The organism is Arsukibacterium ikkense, from assembly GCF_000987775.1.
Lineage (GTDB): Bacteria > Pseudomonadota > Gammaproteobacteria > Enterobacterales > Alteromonadaceae > Alishewanella > Alishewanella ikkense.
Genome location: NZ_LAHO01000010.1, coordinates 93,995 through 112,568, shown reverse-complemented (window position 1 = coordinate 112,568; position 18,574 = coordinate 93,995). Strand labels below are relative to the sequence as shown.

At 51.1% G+C, this 18,574-nt stretch carries 18 protein-coding genes; 8 read left to right on the top strand and 10 right to left on the bottom strand.

Annotation, left to right across the window (positions count from 1 at the left end; genetic code table 11):
- Positions 1 to 22: 22 nt before the first annotated feature.
- Positions 23 to 1,303, top strand: a complete 1,281-nt coding sequence (locus WG68_RS11350; protein ID WP_046557808.1) for an alkaline phosphatase family protein — start codon at positions 23 to 25, stop codon at positions 1,301 to 1,303.
- 2 nt (positions 1,304 to 1,305) lie between these two features.
- Positions 1,306 to 2,451 (top strand): 23S rRNA (uracil(747)-C(5))-methyltransferase RlmC, encoded by a 1,146-nt coding sequence (gene rlmC / locus WG68_RS11345; protein ID WP_046557807.1) that lies wholly within the window; start codon positions 1,306 to 1,308, stop codon positions 2,449 to 2,451.
- On the opposite strand, the gene WG68_RS11340 is transcribed toward rlmC, so the two are convergent.
- Positions 2,448 to 2,759 (bottom strand): hypothetical protein, encoded by a 312-nt coding sequence (locus tag WG68_RS11340; RefSeq protein WP_046557806.1) that lies wholly within the window; start codon positions 2,757 to 2,759, stop codon positions 2,448 to 2,450. The genes rlmC and WG68_RS11340 overlap by 4 nt on opposite strands.
- A gap of 156 nt (positions 2,760 to 2,915) precedes the next feature.
- Between WG68_RS11340 and imuA the strand changes: the two genes are divergently transcribed.
- The 5 genes from imuA (at position 2,916) to WG68_RS11315 (ending at position 9,278) form a co-directional block, all read left to right on the top strand.
- Positions 2,916 to 3,644, top strand: a complete 729-nt coding sequence (gene imuA / locus WG68_RS11335) for a translesion DNA synthesis-associated protein ImuA (RefSeq protein WP_046557805.1) — start codon at positions 2,916 to 2,918, stop codon at positions 3,642 to 3,644.
- Position 3,645: 1 nt separating this feature from the next.
- Positions 3,646 to 5,064: a Y-family DNA polymerase gene (locus WG68_RS11330; protein WP_046557804.1), complete on the top strand. Its 1,419-nt coding sequence runs from the start codon at positions 3,646 to 3,648 to the stop codon at positions 5,062 to 5,064.
- Between the two features lie 16 nt (positions 5,065 to 5,080).
- Complete coding sequence (locus WG68_RS11325; RefSeq protein WP_046557803.1) at positions 5,081 to 8,197, top strand: error-prone DNA polymerase; 3,117 nt, start codon at positions 5,081 to 5,083, stop codon at positions 8,195 to 8,197.
- 85 nt (positions 8,198 to 8,282) lie between these two features.
- Positions 8,283 to 8,711, top strand: a complete 429-nt coding sequence (locus tag WG68_RS11320; protein ID WP_046557802.1) for a YqaA family protein — start codon at positions 8,283 to 8,285, stop codon at positions 8,709 to 8,711.
- A 174-nt stretch (positions 8,712 to 8,885) separates the two neighbouring features.
- Positions 8,886 to 9,278 (top strand): DUF2750 domain-containing protein, encoded by a 393-nt coding sequence (locus WG68_RS11315; RefSeq protein WP_046557801.1) that lies wholly within the window; start codon positions 8,886 to 8,888, stop codon positions 9,276 to 9,278.
- A gap of 29 nt (positions 9,279 to 9,307) precedes the next feature.
- Here the strand turns inward: WG68_RS11315 and WG68_RS11310 are convergent, their stop codons facing one another.
- Complete coding sequence (locus WG68_RS11310) at positions 9,308 to 10,288, bottom strand: 2-hydroxyacid dehydrogenase (RefSeq protein ID WP_046557800.1); 981 nt, start codon at positions 10,286 to 10,288, stop codon at positions 9,308 to 9,310.
- Positions 10,289 to 10,370: 82 nt separating this feature from the next.
- The gene (locus WG68_RS11305) at positions 10,371 to 10,850 is read right to left on the bottom strand and encodes a glutathione peroxidase (protein ID WP_046557799.1); all 480 of its coding nucleotides are present in this window, start codon (positions 10,848 to 10,850) and stop codon (positions 10,371 to 10,373) included.
- 92 nt (positions 10,851 to 10,942) lie between these two features.
- Here WG68_RS11305 and WG68_RS11300 point away from each other — a divergent pair, with 92 nt between their 5' ends.
- Entirely contained in the window at positions 10,943 to 11,824 is an 882-nt protein-coding gene (locus tag WG68_RS11300) for an NAD(P)-dependent oxidoreductase (RefSeq protein ID WP_046557798.1), read from the top strand.
- A gap of 39 nt (positions 11,825 to 11,863) precedes the next feature.
- On the opposite strand, the gene WG68_RS11295 is transcribed toward WG68_RS11300, so the two are convergent.
- From WG68_RS11295 to WG68_RS11265, 7 genes are all read right to left on the bottom strand, one after another.
- Complete coding sequence (locus WG68_RS11295) at positions 11,864 to 13,003, bottom strand: hypothetical protein (RefSeq protein ID WP_046557797.1); 1,140 nt, start codon at positions 13,001 to 13,003, stop codon at positions 11,864 to 11,866.
- Between the two features lie 100 nt (positions 13,004 to 13,103).
- Entirely contained in the window at positions 13,104 to 13,565 is a 462-nt protein-coding gene (locus WG68_RS11290; protein WP_200897578.1) for an RES family NAD+ phosphorylase, read from the bottom strand.
- Positions 13,566 to 13,704: 139 nt separating this feature from the next.
- Positions 13,705 to 14,154: a type II RES/Xre toxin-antitoxin system antitoxin gene (parS, locus tag WG68_RS11285; RefSeq protein ID WP_046557795.1), complete on the bottom strand. Its 450-nt coding sequence runs from the start codon at positions 14,152 to 14,154 to the stop codon at positions 13,705 to 13,707.
- A 127-nt stretch (positions 14,155 to 14,281) separates the two neighbouring features.
- Positions 14,282 to 14,941: a CoA transferase subunit B gene (locus tag WG68_RS11280; protein WP_046557794.1), complete on the bottom strand. Its 660-nt coding sequence runs from the start codon at positions 14,939 to 14,941 to the stop codon at positions 14,282 to 14,284.
- Positions 14,942 to 14,951: 10 nt separating this feature from the next.
- Positions 14,952 to 15,653: a CoA transferase subunit A gene (locus tag WG68_RS11275; RefSeq protein WP_046557793.1), complete on the bottom strand. Its 702-nt coding sequence runs from the start codon at positions 15,651 to 15,653 to the stop codon at positions 14,952 to 14,954.
- A 22-nt stretch (positions 15,654 to 15,675) separates the two neighbouring features.
- Positions 15,676 to 16,590, bottom strand: a complete 915-nt coding sequence (locus WG68_RS11270; protein WP_046557792.1) for a hydroxymethylglutaryl-CoA lyase — start codon at positions 16,588 to 16,590, stop codon at positions 15,676 to 15,678.
- Entirely contained in the window at positions 16,587 to 18,572 is a 1,986-nt protein-coding gene (locus WG68_RS11265; RefSeq protein WP_046557791.1) for an acetyl/propionyl/methylcrotonyl-CoA carboxylase subunit alpha, read from the bottom strand. The genes WG68_RS11270 and WG68_RS11265 overlap by 4 nt, the downstream gene beginning before the upstream one ends.
- Positions 18,573 to 18,574 lie beyond the last annotated feature (2 nt).

Below are 18,574 nucleotides of genomic sequence, written 5' to 3'. Positions count from 1 at the left end.
CAGAGTTTTAAGAAGCTAAACAATGAATTCAATATTTAAGCTGCTACTTTTGCCGGCAGTGCTGGTATTTACTCTGTTCCCGGCCAGGGTATGGGCCAGCAGCTCTGCTCAGGTTAGTGAGAAGTTAGCCCCAACCTTAATCATCATTTCGATTGATGGTATGCGTTACGACTATCTGGAGCTGCACCAGGCGCCATTTTTAAGTAACCTGGCTAAGCAAGGGGTGCATGTTAAACAGCTGCAACCGGTGTTTCCAAGTAAAACCTTTCCCAATCACTACTCCTTAGTGACCGGCTTACATCCACAAAAGCACGGTATTACCGACAACAGCATGTATGACCCTAAGTGGGATGCACGCTTTGCGATGAGTATGCCCGAAGAAGTCGGTAATGGCCGCTGGTGGCAAGGCGAGCCTATCTGGATCACTGCTGAGTTGCAGGGTGTTACTGCCGCGACCTATTTTTTTCCGGGTTCAGAGGCAGAAATAAAGGGCACAAGGCCAAGTTACTGGTTTAAGTACCAGCACGACACCCCCAACCGGCAGCGGGTAGACACAGTGCTAAACTGGTTGCAATTACCCCAGGGCGAACGGCCGCAGCTTATTACCTTATATTTTAGTGATGTCGATTCAGCCGGCCATATGTATGGCCCGGCTTCAAAAGAGGTGGCGGAAGCGCTGGAGCATGTTGACAACGAACTGGCTTATTTAGTGGCAGAGTTAACTGAGCTGGGGTTGTTTGACCAGGTTAACCTGATTATCAGCTCAGATCACGGCATGGCAGAGGTAGATCAACGAAAGCATATTGTGCTGGACAGCCTGTTTAGTGCCAACTTAGCCCAGAATGTTCGATATTCGCGGGAGATAGTCAGTATTTTCCCCAAAGAAGGCCAAAAAGAAGCCTTATACCAGCAACTGGCGGCTTCGGTGCCAGAGCAGGTGCGGTTATATCGTAAAAGTGAACTGCCGGCGCGCTTTCATTATCAGCAGCACCGGCGCATAGCGCCGATTATTTTACTGGCAGAGCAACCGTGGATTTTTGTCCGGCAAAGCTTTTTACCTGAAGCGATGAATGATCCGAGTTTTTTACGCGCCCGGGGCAGCCATGGTTATGACAATGAAGAATTGCTGATGCAGGGCATGCTGATTGCCCATGGCCCGGCGTTTAAACAGCGGCAGCAGCTGGAGCGCTTAAGCATGGTTGATATTTACAATGTAATGACTGCTGTACTGGGCTTAACACCAGCGGACAATGACGGTGATGCCAGTATAGTACCGTTATTGTTAAAAGAGTCTGGCAACTAAGGATGTACTGTCCGCATTTTCAGGCTGGGCGTTGTCAGTCTTGTCACTGGCTGGATAAGCCCTATACTCAGCAATTGCAGCTAAAACAGCAACAACTGACGCTGTTAATGGCACCGTTTTCGCCGGTTGAACTGTTAGCGCCGCAGGCAAGTGAAGAGCAGGGGTTTCGTTATAAAGCGAAGATGGTGGTGCTGGGCAGTGTTGACGTGCCGGTGCTGGGGATTATCAACCCACAAGGCGAGCAGATCGATTTAGCCGATTGCCCGTTATATCCGGCCAGCTTTGCGCCGGTATTCGCGCTGTGTAAAGCCATGATCAGCCGCGCCAGGCTTACGCCCTACGATATTGCCAACCGCCGCGGTGAGCTAAAGTATATTTTGCTGAGCCAAAGCCTGCACAGTGGCCGTTTTATGCTGCGCTTTGTGCTGCGCTCGAAAAATTGTCTGGCGTCAATAAGCAAGCATTTGCCCTGGCTATTGCAGCAATTGCCTGAACTGGAGCTGTGTTCAGTCAATTTACAGCCGGCGGCAGCGGCAATTCTGGAAGGTGCTGAAGAAATTATCTTAACGAGCCAAAACGTATTGGCAGAGCAGCTGAATCAGGTGCCTTTGTATTTGCAGCCACAAAGTTTTTTTCAAACCCAGCCGGTATTGGCGGCCAGGTTGTATCAAACCGCAGCCCGTTGGGCAATGGCTATTCAACAACAGCAGGGTGCTTTTAGCCAGATCTGGGATTTATTTTGTGGGGTGGGTGGCTTTGGCTTGCATCTGGTTCAACCCGGCCAACGTTTAGTAGGTATAGAAATAGCGCCAGCGGCTATTAACAGCGCACAGCGTTCGGCAGCTGAGTTGGGTTTGGCGAATGTTAGTTTTCAGGCCCTGGATGCCAGTGCTTTTGCCAGTGCAGCGGCTACAGCGCCCGATTTACTGGTGGTTAACCCGCCACGACGCGGTTTGGGGCAGGCGCTTTGCCAGGATATCGAGCGGCTGGCGCCGGCCTGGCTGCTATATTCCAGTTGTAATGCAGCAAGCCTGGCACAAGATTTAGCCAGGCTTAAGCAATACAAATTAGTTAAAGTGCAGCTGTTTGATATGTTCGCCCATAGCAGCCACTATGAAGTGTTAACGCTGCTGAAAAGAAATGCTTAACGGCTGCTATTCATAACACGTACAATTTCGCGAGTGTTTTCAAATAACTCAATAATAGTATCTTCAATCTGTACACTGATAATACCCTCAGCATTAGGCTGCTTAATAATCCTGGCATGCCGATAGTAATCTTCTGCCAAAAACTGGCCAGGTGCCAGCTTTTTCTGCCAACCGGGTGGCAAAGGCTGACCTCTTTCCAGCTTTTTCTCTAAGCCAGGTGGTAAGCTTTTTTCCTGGTCTGGCTTGGCCATTGCCAACTGACTAAACAGTAAGGTTGAGCTGCAAAGCACTAACATGAAAACTTTCATAAATACTTACCTTTGAGTGATATAACACCCTTTATAACAGCTGGGGCTTAATGCCACCTTAACTGTAATGGTTTAATTCAGCCATCACAGCCGCTACTTGCATCCTGCTTTCGATAATATATACTGTTTATATGTACAGTGCTTTTCTGGTGGTTTATGTCAGCATTATTAGAGCAACTTGCCCGGCGTCAGCTGCTATGGCATGGCGATAGTCAGCAACTGGCTTATCAGGCGGTCAGCTCGGGTTTTCCTGAGCTGGATCAGCAGTTAGGCGGCGGCTTGCCTGCCAGTGGCCTGATTGATATTCAAACGGCAGCCGGCATTGGCGAACTGCGCCTGTTATTACCTTATTTACGGCAGCAACAGCAACAATCGCAGCGTTTACTGGTGTTTATTGCGCCGCCGGCTGAGCTTAGCGCCGATATGCTGGCCGGTGCCGGGCTGGATCTGAGCCAGCTGCTGATTATTACCCCCGGCCAACCTATTAGCCCGCCTAAACCGGCTGGCCGCCATACCAAAGCGGCTAAAAAACTAAACGCTAAGCAAGAAGCCTTGTGGGCTGCGGAGCAGTGTCTGCAAAGTGGCTGTTGCGCCACTGTGCTGATCTGGCCTGCGGCGATTAGTTTAGCGCAGGCCCGGCGCCTGCAACTGGCAGCAGAGCAGGGCGCAGCCAGCATGATATTGTTTAGAAAGCCCAGCCAGACCCTCAGCTTACCGGTTAATTTAAGTATCAGTTTACAGCCGGATCCACAGGGGCTGCAGTTAACGGTACTTAAGCGTAAAGGCTGCTGGCCGGCAGCACCCATTCGGCTGAATATGCAAAGCCGCTGGCCGGCATTGTGTTTAGCTGATGCGCCTGCAGAACCCATGCGCCAGGCAAGCTAAGATGGCGCTGTTTTTGTATTTGCATTTTCCGTCGCTGCAGCTGGATAACCTGCAGCTATCAGCTGAAAATAGCCAGAATTTAGCTATTGCTGTGGTTGACCAGCAGCACCAGCTATTGCAGTTAAATCAGTCCGCTATCAATGCCGGCCTGAAACTGCAAATGGGCCTGGCCAGCGCAGCGGCGCTATGTCCGGATTTGCAGTTACTGCCGTATCAGAGTGAGCAACAACTTAAAGTCCTGAACAGCGCAGCCCAGCAGTTATACCAGTTAAGCGGTGATATTGCGCTTGACCCGCCAGCCGGGCTGATTTTACGGCTGGATGGCATGCTGCAGCTGTATAGCGGCCTTGCCCCTTACTGGCAGGCGCTAAGTGCAAAACTGCACGAGCTGGCTTATCGCTACCAGTACAGCTGCGGTGCCACCCCTTATGCCGCTAAATGTCTGGCGTATCAACAGGCGGCTTTAATCACTAACGATGCTAAGCGATTAAGTGCCGCGCTTCATGCCAGCCCGCTGACTGCTACTGAGCTAACAGCGCCACTACAGCAGCAAATGGCCCGGCTGGGTATTCATACTCTGGGCCAGTTGTTGGCGTTGCCGCCGGCTGAGCTGGCGCGACGCTTTGACAGCCAGCTGCTCAGTTATCTGGGCCGGCTGCGCGGCGATTATTACCATGCATTGGAATATGTGCAGCCAGAATCCGGCTTTAGCCGCTACCTTGAGCTGTTGTATGACATCAGCGATAGTGCTGTGCTGGCAAGGCCCCTGGTGAAATTATTACAGCAGCTTGAGCAGCAGCTCAGCCGGGCTAGCTGTCAGTGTCATCAATTGTTGCTGACTTTGTTTTTCCGGGATAATCCCAAATTGCAGTTGTGTATTGGCTCAGCCCAGGGCGAGTATAAAGCGGCGGCCTGGCTGCAGTTGTGTCAGCTGCAATTGCAAAACCTGACGTTGCCCGAGCCGGTGTATGGCTTGCAGTTAGATGTAAACCGTTTTGCCGGCCAGCAGCGGCCCACTGAGGGGCTGTTTGCGCAGCAGCAGGCCAGTATGTCAGCCTTGCAGTTACTATCCTTATTGCAAGCGCGTTTAGGCCGCGCAGCGGTAAGTGGTTTAACTTTACAAAACCAACATTTACCGGAACAGGCCAGCCAGCGCAGCCTGCCACTGGTGAAAGGCTATGTAGTAAAAGGCCAGGCCGGGCTGGCGGCCTTAGCGCTGCGCCCGGCATTTTTACTGCCTAAACCGCAACCATTAACTGAAGCTGTCACCATCAGCCAGGGGCCGGAACGCTTGTGCCCCGATGGCTGGCAGCTGGGGGCACAGCGCGATTACTATATTGGCCGCAACCGGCAGGGCCAGTGGTTATGGTTGTTTCGTACTGCCAGCCAGCAATGGTTTGTACATGGCTGGTTTAGCTAAGTGCCGGGGGTAAGCTATGGATTACGCTGAACTGTTTTGCCAAAGCTATTTTAGTTTTCTGCAAGGGGCCTCGAGTCCGCAGGAGCTGGTGACCCAGGCCGCCGCGCTGGGATATCAGGCACTGGCTATTACGGATGAGTGTTCGGTAGCGGGAGTAGTGCGGGCTTACCGGGCGGTTAACGAGCAGCAACTGCCACTTCAGCTAATTGTTGGCAGTGTCTTTATGCTGGATAAACTGCAACTGGTGCTGTTATGCCCAACTAAAGCCGCTTACAGCGAGTTGGGGCGGGTGATTACTAATGCGCGGCGGCGGAGTAGTAAAGGCGACTATCAGCTCACTGAGTGGGATTTAATGTCGGTGAGCCACTGCTTTATGTTATGGCTGCCCAGTGGCGATCAGGAGAGTGATCAGTACTGGGCACAATGGCTGCAAAAATATCACGCCGGGCGGCTATGGCTGGCGATGCGTCGGCAGTTAAGTCATAACGAACAACACTTTATCGATTATTGCCAGCAATTAGCCGGCCAATATCAGTTAACGCAGGTAAGCTGTGGCGCGGTATTAATGCACCGGCCCGAGCGGCTGGCATTGCAACACTGCGTTAGTGCTATCCGCGCCGGCAAGCCGCTGCGTGAGCTTGGCCGTGAGTTACTCAGTAATGCTGAACGGGCGCTTAGGCCCTTGCCGAAACTGGCGAAATTGTTTCCACAGAGTTGGCTTAATGAAAGCTCTGCCATTGCCGCGCGCTGCAATTTTAACCTTAGTGAGCTGAAATACCAGTATCCGGCCGAGCTGGTGCCTGCAGGCCAAAGTGCCAGCAGTTACTTGCGACAGCTAGTGGCGCAGGGCAGTAAAATACGCTTTGCCGATGGCGTGCCGCCCCGGGTGCAGGCGCTGATAGATAAAGAGCTGGCACTGATTAGCGAGTTAAAATACGAGTATTTTTTTCTGACCATTTACGATCTGGTGCAGTTTGCCCAGCAGCGCCACATTTTATATCAGGGCCGTGGCTCCGCGGCTAATTCGGTGGTGTGCTACTGCCTGCAAATTACCGCAGTCGATCCACGGCAAATACAGGTGTTGTTTGAACGGTTTTTATCAAAAGAGCGGCAGGAGCCGCCGGATATCGATGTTGATTTTGAACATGAGCGGCGCGAAGAAGTGATCCAGTATCTGTATCAGAAATACGGCCGCGAGCGGGCGGCGCTGGTTGCTACTGTTATTAGCTATCGCTTTAAAAGTGCGCTGCGCGATGTTGGTAAAGCACTGGGCTTACCGGTGAGCCAGCTGGATTTTCTGATTAAAAATATTCAGCGGCGTAACCCGGCCAGCAGCTGGCAGCAGCAACTGGGAACACTGGGGCTGGACAGTAACAGCCAGACCAGCCGCCAGCTGGTACAATTAGTAGACGAGTTGCGCGGTTTTCCACGGCATTTATCGCAGCATGTGGGCGGCTTTGTTATCTCTGAAGGGCCCTTGTACGAGCTGGTGCCGGTGGAGAACGCCGCCATGGCGGACAGAACCGTGATCCAATGGGATAAGGATGATTTAGAAACGCTGCAATTGCTAAAAGTGGATGTACTGGCACTGGGTATGCTGACTGCTATTCGTAAGTGTTTTAAGCTGGTGCAGCAGCATTATCAGCGGTCGCTTAGTATTGCAGGCATTAATGCGCTGGGGGATGATCAGGCGGTGTATCAGCTGATCCAAAAAGCCGATACCGTTGGCCTGTTTCAGATTGAATCGCGGGCGCAAATGAGCATGTTACCGCGCTTAAAGCCGGCCTGTTATTACGATTTAGTGGTGCAAATTGCCATAGTGCGGCCCGGGCCTATTCAGGGCGATATGGTGCACCCTTATTTAAAGCGGCGCAACGGCCTTGAGCCGGTAAGCTATCCGTCAGCGGCAGTGGAGCAGGTGCTAAGCCGCACCCTGGGCGTGCCGATATTTCAGGAGCAGGTGATTGCGCTGGCGATGGTGGCGGCGGGCTTTAGTGGCGGCGAGGCTGATCAGTTGCGCCGGGCCATGGCCAGCTGGCAGAAAACCGGCGAGCTGCTGCAATTTAAAGACAAGCTGATTAACGGCATGCAAAGCCGCGGCTATCAGCTGGAATTTGCCGAGCGGATTTACCAGCAAATTTGTGGTTTTGGCGAGTACGGCTTTCCTGAATCGCACTCGGCCAGCTTTGCTGTGCTGGCGTATGTATCGGCCTGGTTAAAGCATTATTATCCGGCGGCCTTTTATACGGCGTTACTCAACAGCTTACCTATGGGGTTTTACAGCCCATCGCAGCTGTTACAGGATGCGAAAAGGCATCAGGTTGTGGTGTTGCCGGTGTGCGTTAATGGCTCGCAGTGGGATTATACTTTACAGCCTCAGCCTCAGCCTTATGCTATCCGGCTGGGGTTACGCCAGGTAAAAGGCTTAAGCGCCGCCGGCGCTGCGTTGTTGTTACAACACCGGCCGCTGGCCGGTTATAAAGAGCTGCAGCAGTTACGCCAGGCAGGCCTTAACAGCTGTGACTTACAGGCGCTGGCAAGTGCCAATGCCTTAGCGGCCATCAGTGGTGACAGGTACAACAGTCGCTGGCAGTTGCTGGATAAGCAGCAGAGCTTGCCATTATTTTCTAATCAGCAGACTGAAGACGTAAGCACGGTCGCTGCGGTGGCTGAACAGCCCGCTCACTATCAATCTGCGCTCTTGCCAGCCCCCTCCGAGATGGATGAGGTACTGGAAGACTATGCCGCCACCGGCCTTAGTTTACAGCAGCACCCGCTGGCACTGCTGCGCCTGGCCGGCAAATTACCGCGCAGTACTACTGTAGCTGGCCTTAGCGCTGTGCGGCATAAAAGCCCGGTGCGGATTAGCGGCCTGGTGACTTTACGGCAACGGCCGGGTACTGCCGCCGGGGTCACTTTTATCTCACTGGAAGATGAAACCGGTACCGCTAATGTGGTGGTCTGGCTGGCTACCGCCCAGGCCCAGCAGCAGGCGTTTTTAACCGCGCAAATATTGCAGGTAGACGGTATTTTAGAGCGCGAAGGCGAGGTAACCCATGTGATCGCCGGCCGGCTGACTGATTTAAGCAGCGAATTAACCGCCTTTGTCAGCAAGTCGCGCGATTTTCATTAGCTGATATTTAAACTACCGCATTATTAACTCAGCCCGATAATCTGCTACAGTGCCTGCTTTTTAGTGTTCAGGGTAACGACGGTAAATGTTGTTTGGCTATTTTTCATTGTTTGCGACCGGCTTTATTGCCGCAACCCTATTACCTGCATCGTCAGAGCTGTTGTTAATAGCCTTGCAGCAGCAAGGTTATGCTGTTTTGGGCTTATGGCTGGCCGCTACCAGCGGCAATACCCTGGGTTCTTGCGTTAACTGGTATCTGGGCAAAGAGTTACTGCGTTTTCAGCATAAACGCTGGTTTCCGGTAAGCCCTGAGCAGTTAGCCAAAGCGGAGCTGCAGTTTAACCGCTACGGCAGCTGGAGTTTGTTACTGGCCTGGTTGCCGATAGTGGGTGATCCGTTAACTCTGGTAGCCGGTACCCTGCGGGTACGTTTTGGGCTGTTCTTACTGTTGGTTACCCTGGGCAAAGGGGCCCGTTATGCGCTGCTGTTATATTTAGCTAGTAAGCTGTTTTAATGCTTCTGTTGCAATGATCGCTTTTACCTTTAGCCTCAGACAAAAAACGAGACCTGCCCATATATAAAATTGCAGATAGTCGTTTGGCAAAGTGGCGTTAGGTCGCTTCTTTTTATTGGCTTTATAGGGTCAGATCCGTCATCATTAGCCAATATTTTCTGACAGGACACTATTATGGAATACCAATTATCAACCGAAGAGCTGGGCCGGATTTTGGCACTGGATGCCGAGCAGCGTTATGATTACTTTGTTCAGGCGGTAGCTGATTTAGAAGAAATCTGGATATTAACCGACGAAGAAGGCTTTGTGCTGGTTAGCGCCGAAGATGATCGCTGCATTCCGGTATGGCCACATGCTGAGCTGGCCGAGCAATGGATTGAAGGTGAATGGCAACATTGCACCGCCAAGTCTATTGATGTTGCCACCTGGCTGGATAAATGGACCTCAGGCTTAAATGGCGACGAGCTGGCCATTGCGGTACTGCCTGATGCCGATGGCCCGGGTGTTGTAGTAACACCGGATGAACTGGCGGAAACCTTAATTGATGAAATGAGCGACGACGCCTGAGCGCCGCGCTTGCTGCACTAATTTAGTAGTTAGGGTACTAATTCGTTGCCGGTGGTGTTACCGCCGGCAAATGCCATTAGGTTGTCACTGGTAATACTACTGATTTGCTGGAGCGCTTCTTTGGTGAAAAATGCCTGATGGCTGGTGATCAGCACATTGGGAAAGGTTAGCAGCCGTTTAAATACTTCATCGTCTATCACCTGCTCGGATAAATTCTCGAAAAAGATATCGGCTTCCTGTTCGTACACATCCAGCCCCAGATAACCAATTTTGCGGCTTTTTAAGCCTTCAATCACCGTCTTGGTATTGACTAAACCACCGCGGCTGGTATTGATCAGCATCACGCCATCGCGCATTTTCGCCAACGAGTCGGTATTAATCAGGTGTTTGGTGGCCGGGTTAAGTGGGCAGTGCAGGCTGATAATATCGCTTTGGGCATAAATCTCGTTCAGGCTGACATAGTGGCCTGCCAGTTCCTCTGCTGGCTCAACGTCATAACACAGTAGCTTACAGCCAAAGCCTTTTAAAATGCGGGCGGTGGCCTGGCCAATCCGGCCGGTACCAATTAAGCCGACCGTTTTGCCGTGCATATTAAAGCCCAGTAAGCCGTCGATGGCAAAGTTATCATCCCGTACCCGGTTAAAGGCTTTATGCAGCTTACGGTTTAAGGTTAGCATCATGGCTACGGTATGCTCGGCCACGGCTTCCGGTGAGTAGGCCGGTACCCGCGCAATCCGGATGCCTAAGGCTTTGGCTGTGTCCAAATCCACATTGTTAAAGCCGGCACAGCGCAAGGCGACCATTTCGATGCCCATCACCGACATTTGCTGTAATACCTCTGCCGATAAATCATCGTTTACAAAGGCACAAATAGCATGACAACCCTGTGCCAGTTTGACATTAAGTGAATTTAAGCGGCTGTCAAAATAGCTAAATTGCAGACTGGGATCAGCCCACTGCCCAAAGCCATCCTGATCATATTTTTTTGCACTAAACACAGCAACTTTCATCGGTAACCTCGTACTTTCTGGCCCGCTATTGTGTGGTAAGTGTAAATCAGTTGAACTTGTCATAATTAGCGCCAGATCAAAGTTACAGCAGTTCTTCTATCGCCTGGGCGATGCTGCCGGGTTTAGTGCGGGGGGCGTAGCGTTTAACCACTTCGCCCTGCTTATTGATCAGAAACTTAGTAAAGTTCCATTTAATCGCCCGGGTTTTCAGTAAGCCCCGGGCGCTGTCTTTTAAATGCTCAAACAGCGGTGCCGCTTTTACGCCATTAACATTAAGTTTGGCCATTACCTCAAAGCTTAACCCATAGTTTAGCTGACAAAACTGCTGAATGTCCTGATTATCACCAGGCTCCTGACCGCCAAACTGGTTACAGGGAAAGGCCAGAACCACAAAATCGCGATCTTTGTACTGCTGATACAACTCTTCTAACTGCTGGTACTGTGGGGTAAAACCGCACTGGCTGGCGGTATTAACGATTAACACCACTTTACCGCGATAGGACGCCAGATCCACTTCCTTGCCCTGGCCATTTTTAACTTTAAACTGATGTATATTGGTCATGCTACTTCCTGATTATGCTTTAAGCTGCTTTCTTTTATGACGCTAAGTTTGTAAGCTAACAGCCTATCATTTCACAGCTATAAGTCATTTTTATGTCAATTGAAAGCAAAGGTAAAGTCGCTTTTATCGGTTTGGGCGTTATGGGCTATCCGATGGCAGGATATCTGCAGCAAAAAGGCTATCAGGTTTGCGTGTATAACCGCACGCTTAGCAAGGCTGAAGCCTGGGCTAAGCAACACACTGGCCGTTACGCGGCCACACCGGCCGAAGCTGCGGCGGGGGCGGACCTGGTGTTTATATGTGTAGGTAATGACGATGATGTGCGCTCGGTAGCATATGGCGTTGATGGTGTACTGGCAACGATGCAGCCAGACAGTGTGCTGATTGACCATACCACGGCCTCGGCCGAGTTAGCCCGCGAGCTGAGTACGGCTTGTTTGGCGCAAGGTGTTGGCTTTTTAGATGCGCCAGTATCCGGTGGCCAGGCCGGTGCTGAAAATGGTGTGTTAACAGTGATGCTCGGCGGCGAGCCAGCCGCTTTTGCCAAAGCTGAAACGGCCATTATGAGTTATGCCCGCTGTGCGAAATTGCTGGGCCCGGCCGGCTCTGGCCAGCTGGCAAAAATGGTCAATCAGATTTGCATCGCTGGCGTAGTGCAGGGCCTGGCCGAGGCACTTAATTTTGCCCAGCATGCCGGCTTAGATGGTGCGGCGGTAGTGGAAGTGATTTCACAAGGTGCGGCGCAGTCATGGCAAATGCAGAACCGCTATAAAACTATGCTCGATGGCAAATACGATTTTGGTTTTGCGGTTGACTGGATGCGTAAAGACTTGGGCATAGCGTTAAACGAAGCCCGTAAAAACGGCAGTCATTTGCCATTAACGGCTTTGGTTGATCAGTTTTACAGCGAAGTACAACAACTGGGCGGCGGCCGCTGGGATACCTCCAGCTTACTGGCGCGTTTGAAGAAATAAGATTAAAAATAAAAGGGGCGCTTTTTAGCGCCCTGTTTATCAGTTATTAGCAGTCGCCATTTTAACCCAGAACATCAGCAAACCTCCGCCAACTATTCCTGTTTTTGCCACATAGAAAAGCGTACCAATATCTGCTGAACCACCCAAGCCAAACACAAAAGTACATAGCAGGACAAAAAAACCAATATAACTGTACAGTGTTTGTTCGTATAACTTAGTCTTGTTTTTCATGGTGCTATTTGTGCCAGCAATCACCAGGAAGGGGCTCATAATATCCGATAGAAACACAAAATCATCAAATTCATTGGTGATAAGCAACCAGCGCCCGATAACCAGCAGTAGAAAAGACAAAAACGCTGTGATAATTACCCGGCGCCAGCTGAATTTGTTTGAGTTAAATGCTTCGTTAATTTGCTCCGCCGTTAATTCCGGTTGTTGCAAAATTTTTCTCACCTGACATAAACGACTATAAGCCTTTATTGGTGAAGGAGATAACGCAGTTTGACTAGCATTGTTAATGCAAACACAGGTGATAAAAACCTGACTTTTGGGATTGAATCTTATTGTCAGCTTCGCAGCATCCTGCAACATTGCACTGTCGTCCTGGCCAATAAAAAACACTTCATATTGCATGATAAACTTCATCGGGCCAGAGGGTTGAGTTTCATTTTCGGCCAGCAGTTTATCGCGCAGGGCTATCGCCTGTTCAATAAATTCCTGTTTGGTTGGCAAGTTCGCAGCACTGTAGTTAATAAACAGGGCGATCTTACAGGTCATTGGGCTTAATTTAACTAAAATGCGGCGGGCGTAAGGTTTAAAGTACAGTAGTTCTGGTAAACTGATAGGCATCAATACAGCGGTGTCATTATCATCTGTGGCTACTTCCACATTTTCAAACTGTCCACCAACCGGTTGCCATTGCAGGCGGTGTTCCAGCACTTTTTGTTCAAGCTCCTCGAGCAAGCCGGGTAGTTCATCCTCAGTACAGTGTTCTGTTTTTTCCAGCCATTCTGCCTGATCAGGAAGTGACATTTCTTCTTCTGTTACGTCGGCGAGCAAGGTATATTGCTGCTCTATCATCAGGTGCAACATTAGTTGTCTTAGGAAAGACGGATCTAAGGTATGCAGCGACGGCGAACCTTCTTGTAAGGTATCGATAGTAACTAACGAGCTTTCCATAGCGATGTTTCCGGTTATTAAGCAAATCATAATAAAGGTGGAATGTTATTTAGTTGTGATGCTGGTGTCAACTAGATATTTCGGTGGCTTGCTGGCACGGTTAAAGCGTTAGGCGTAGGTCGGGAATAAAATCCAGTTCAGTAATATTGCTAAGGCACTGGCTGAATTTGGGATGTTGCGGGTTTAGCAATATATTGTGTTCCCGCGGCGCCAGGACACTGGGTACTGATAAAGCGAGACTGGCTTGTTTTGCCAGCCAGTCATCGCCAATGCGGGCAGTGTCTGCGGTTGCTGGCTGTGCCTGCCAGCTGTCTGGCAGTTTGCTTAAATCTATTCGCAGTAAGTCCTGCTTAGCTATATTCAGTTGAAACAACCGGAACTGAGTGAGTGCCGCGCGGTTATTTAGGTGGACCAGAATTTCCAGAATAGCTAAGGCTTCAGAGCCTGCGGTGTAAATACAGCGTTGGCCTTTGCTGTTCCAGCGACCACCGTACAAGCGAGCACCTTCGCCATCAAAGGCCTGAGACGCCCATTTAGTGTGGACTAAGCGATAGAGTTGCACTGAACTTATGCTGCGAAAGGGTTATGGTGTGCATTGCCGGTTGCAACACCCGCCGTGCTCGTTACAGTAACTTGGGCTTGCCTCAGACACTCTGTGCCTGCGCTAATGGGGTTCCAACCTTGATGCGCATAAAGTATCGTCATGAAAAGACACCATGTTCCAGGCGACCAATTAAATCGAGCACAGCCTGAGTTTCAGCTGAGGTGGCCAGCATCTCCAGCGGCGCTTTATCACCCAGGCCATATACCGGCTCGGTAAGCCAGCGCTTCGTTGCTGCCATATCGTCATTAAACAACGCATTGGCGGCCACCAGCACAGTGGTAAAACGGTGCAGCCGGTCACTTTCATCCTGGGTGAACTTACCCGTTTTAGCCCGCCGTGCCAGCGTGGCAGGCGCTAACTGACATACTGCCGCCAGCTGCTTCTTATCCAGAGTTGATAGTGTAGCCAGCTTATCAAATACGCTGTAACTAAAGCCATTGTGCAGCGCCTGATATAATTTAGGACCCCGCTCAGCAATACCCAACTGTTGCCACAGATTTTGTATAGTATATAAACTGGGCGTGTATTCTTTAACTAAGGCTGTCATTAGCCACCCCGCTGCCAAGTGATATGGTTTTAGTTTATCACTTGATTTTAATGTGGTCAAAAAAAGAGCGCGCTGATCGTAGTTATCAGCGTGCTCTTATTCATGCTAAATGCCGAAAAACGGCAACTTAGTTAAACACCATCTCCGGTATCTCGCCGTCGACGACCAGCTTGCCAGCGGTTTTTTGCTGAATTTCTTCAACAGTAATACCGGGGGCGCGCTCCAATAAATGGAAAGCGCCGTTGCGCACTTCCAGTACTGCTAAATCGGTAACAATTTTCTTCACGCAACCGACACCAGTTAATGGCAGGCTGCAGCTTTCTAACAGTTTGCTGTTGCCGTATTTGTCAGCGTGGGTCATGGTGACCACGATGTTCTGCGCACCCGCCACTAAGTCCATAGCGCCGCCCATGCCTTTAACCAGTTTGCCCGGGATCATCCAGCTGGCGATATTACCGTTCTGGTCCACTTCAAAAGCGCCTAGTACGGTTAAATCAACATGGCCGCCACGGATCATGGCAAAGCTTTCCGCTGAGCTGAAAATGGCCGCGCCCTTAATGGCGGTAACCGTTTCTTTGCCGGCGTTAATCATATCGGCGTCAAGCTCTGCTTCAGTCGGGTAGGGGCCCATGCCGAGCAGGCCGTTTTCTGATTGCAGCATCACTTCAATGCCTTTTGGCACGTAGTTGGCGACCAGGGTAGGAATACCAATACCCAGGTTAACGTAGTAACCGTCTTGCAGCTCTTGCGCCACGCGCATTGCTACCTGTTCACGAGATAAAGCCATGGTTGCCTCCTTAACCTTGTTGCACCATACGACGTTCGATGCGCTTCTCAAAGTTGCCTTTGATCACGCGCTGCACGTAAATACCCGGGGTATGAATTTGCGAGGGTTCCAGCTCACCTGGCTCGACAATTTCTTCCACTTCTGCCACGGTGATTTTACCGGCAGTGGCGGCCATGGGGTTAAAGTTCATTGAGGTATGGCGAAATACCAGGTTGCCGTAACGGTCGGCTTTCCAGGCGCGTACTATGGCAAAATCGCCGGTAATCGCCGGCTCCAGCACGTAGTTACGGCCATTAATTTCGCGGGTTTCTTTGCCCTCAGCAACTGGCGTGCCGTAGCCGGTGGCGGTGAAAAATGCCGGTATGCCGGCACCGCCGGCGCGCATTTTTTCCGCCAGGGTGCCTTGGGGGGTCAGTTCTACTTCCAGCTCGCCGCTAAGCAGCTGTTTTTCAAACAGCGCGTTTTCGCCAACATACGAGGCGACCATTTTTTTAATTTGGCGATCTTCCAGCAGAATACCCAAACCAAACCCATCCACGCCGCAGTTGTTAGAGACTACGGTTAAGTCGGTAGTACCCATTTTTTTAATCTGGGCAATTAAGCCTTCCGGAATACCGCATAAACCAAAGCCACCGGCAATCACGGTCATGCCGTCTTGCAGGCCTGCCATGGCGTCTTCGTAGCTATGTACGACTTTATTAAACCCTGCCATTTGTTGTCCCCTGTGCGATATTTTAGTTAATAGTTTGCGTGCACTTCGCCTTAAGTGCCAATCCTACTTTAGAACTAGGCTGCTTCCCCAGCTTGTCGGTAATAAACCAACCGGCCTGCGCCAGCGCGGTTAAATCTACTCCGTGGCGAATACCCAGGCCATTCAGTAAATACACCACATCTTCAGTGGCCACGTTGCCAGAGGCACCGGCAGCGTATGGGCAGCCGCCGAGGCCTGCTACTGCACTGTCGACAACAGCAACACCGCGGTTTAGCGCCACGTAAATATTAGTTAACGCCTGGCCGTAAGTATCATGAAAATGCACCGCTAACTTTTCTGCCGGCACCATCGACAGCACCGCATCCAGCATCGCATTCACTTTTTGCGGCGTGCCGACACCGATAGTATCGCCCAGTGATATTTCATAACAGCCCAATTCCAGCAGCGCTTTCGCCACCAGCGCCACTTCGGTTGGTGCAACCTCGCCCTGATAGGGGCAGCCCACCACGCAGGACACATAGCCACGCACCTTAATGCCATCGGCTTTTGCCGCTTCTAGCACAGGCGCAAAGCGCTCCAGGCTTTCACTAATTGAGCAGTTAATATTTTTCTGACTAAAGGCTTCAGAGGCAGCGCCAAAAATCGCCACCTCAGTGGCGCCGGCTGCCTTAGCTGCCTGATAGCCCTTTAGGTTGGGGGTAAGTGCGGCATAAGTAACACCGGCTTGGCGGGCAATGCCGGCAAATACCTCGGCGGCGTCGGCCATTTGTGGCACCCACTTGGGGGAGACAAAGGCGCCGCTTTCAATGTAGCTAAGGCCAGCAGCGCTAAGCATGTCGATTAAGGTAATTTTATCGGCGGTGCTAACGCTGTGCTCGTTTTGCAGGCCATCACGCGGGCCTACTTCGACGATACGGACACTTGCGGGTAAGCTCATGCTTCCTCCGGACTAAAATCAACCAGCTCGGCGCCATCTTTTACCAAGTCACCGGCGGCATAAAACACCTCATTTACCAGGCCATCTTTGGGCGCTTTAATGCTGTACTCCATTTTCATCGCCTCCATAATGACCAGGGTATCACCGGCTTTAACCATGGCGCCGGGCTTAGTCATCACCGCCACTATAGTGCCGTTCATCGGTGCCGTTAAGCTACCGGCATGCTCACTGCCATCTTGCTCGGTGGTGACTTCAGTACGGTAAATAAAGTCGTAGCGATGGTGTTTAATAAATACGCTAATGGTGTCCTGGTAGCGGCTAACCCGCACCTTGGTTTTATGATCGCCCAAGGTCGCGCTAAGCTCATCACTATTCAGTTCGGCCAGACAGCAAATTTGCTGGCCTTGCAGCTCAACCACATAGTGCTGTTGCTGCTCGCGAATGGTTAATTGCTCAGCCTTGTCGCCGCACAGTAACGTCAGCAGTACAGTAGGCGTTTCATTTAAACGCCAGCCATGGCTGTATTGCCAGGGGCTGGGTGTCGACGGCGCTGTTACGGGGGCTTTTTGTTGCTCCAGAATAAACAATGCTGCCAGCACCAGCGCCTGGTTATTTTCGCTATTGGCCGGGGCAAATAAGCTAGCCTGGTGCTGGTTAATAAAGTTGGTATCCAGCTCAGCAGCTTTAAACGCCGGGTGCTCGGTTAAGCTGGTTAAAAAACTCAGGTTGGTGGTTACGCCGGCAATCCGGTAGTCATCCAAGGCGCGCAGCATACGGGCGATAGCGCGGTCACGGCTTTCATCCCAGACAATGAGCTTGGCTATCATTGGGTCGTAGTAGGGTGACACTTCGTCATTTTCCACCACACCGGTATCTACCCGCACATAACGGCTCTGTTCAGGCTGGCGTAAATAGGTCAGTTTACCGGTCGCCGGCATAAAGTCGTTATCAGGATCTTCTGCGTATACCCGCACTTCAATGGCGTGGCCATCAATTTGCACTTCATCTTGGCTTAACGGCAGTTTTTCACCGGCAGCCACTAACAGTTGCCATTTAACTAAATCCTGACCGGTGATCATTTCGGTAACCGGATGCTCCACCTGCAGCCGGGTGTTCATTTCCATAAAATAAAATGAACCGTCTTCATCAAACAAAAACTCGACCGTACCAGCACCACGATAATCGATAGCTTTGGCCGCTTTTACTGCTGCTTCGCCCATCGCCTGGCGCTGCTCAGCGCTAAAATTAGGTGCCGGCGCTTCTTCAATAACTTTTTGGTGGCGGCGCTGAATCGAGCAGTCGCGCTCGGCTAAATACACCGCATTGCCGTGGTTGTCACAAAATACCTGAATTTCAATGTGGCGGGGTTTGGTTAAATAGCGCTCCAGCAACATTTTATCGTTGCCAAAACCGGCTTTGGCCTCGCGGCGGGCACTGGCCAGCGCATCGGCAAATTCCTCTTTTTTCCAGACCACCCGCATGCCTTTACCACCGCCACCATAGGCGGCTTTTAGTAGCTGCGGATAACCAATTTTCGCTGACTCAGCGGCCAGTAACACATCGGACTGATCATCACCGTGATAACCCGGCACCAGTGGCACGCCAGCTTTGGCCATAATATGTTTGGCAGCGCTTTTTGAGCCCATGGCGGTAATGGCGCTAACCGGCGGGCCAATAAATACTACACCGGCGTCGCTACAGGCTTTGGCGAAATCTTCGTTTTCGGATAAAAAGCCATAGCCCGGGTGAATGGCTTCGGCGCCACTTTGTTTGGCAATGGCAATAATTTTATCGCTGCGCAGGTAAGAGTCTTTACTCGGCGCCGGGCCCAATAAGTAGGCTTCGTCGGCCATTCGCACATGACGGGCATTGGCGTCGGCTTCTGAATAAACAGCCACACAACGAATACCCAGTTTGTGGGCCGTGTCGATAACCCGGCAGGCAATTTCGCCACGGTTAGCGATTAATATTTTGCGAAACATAA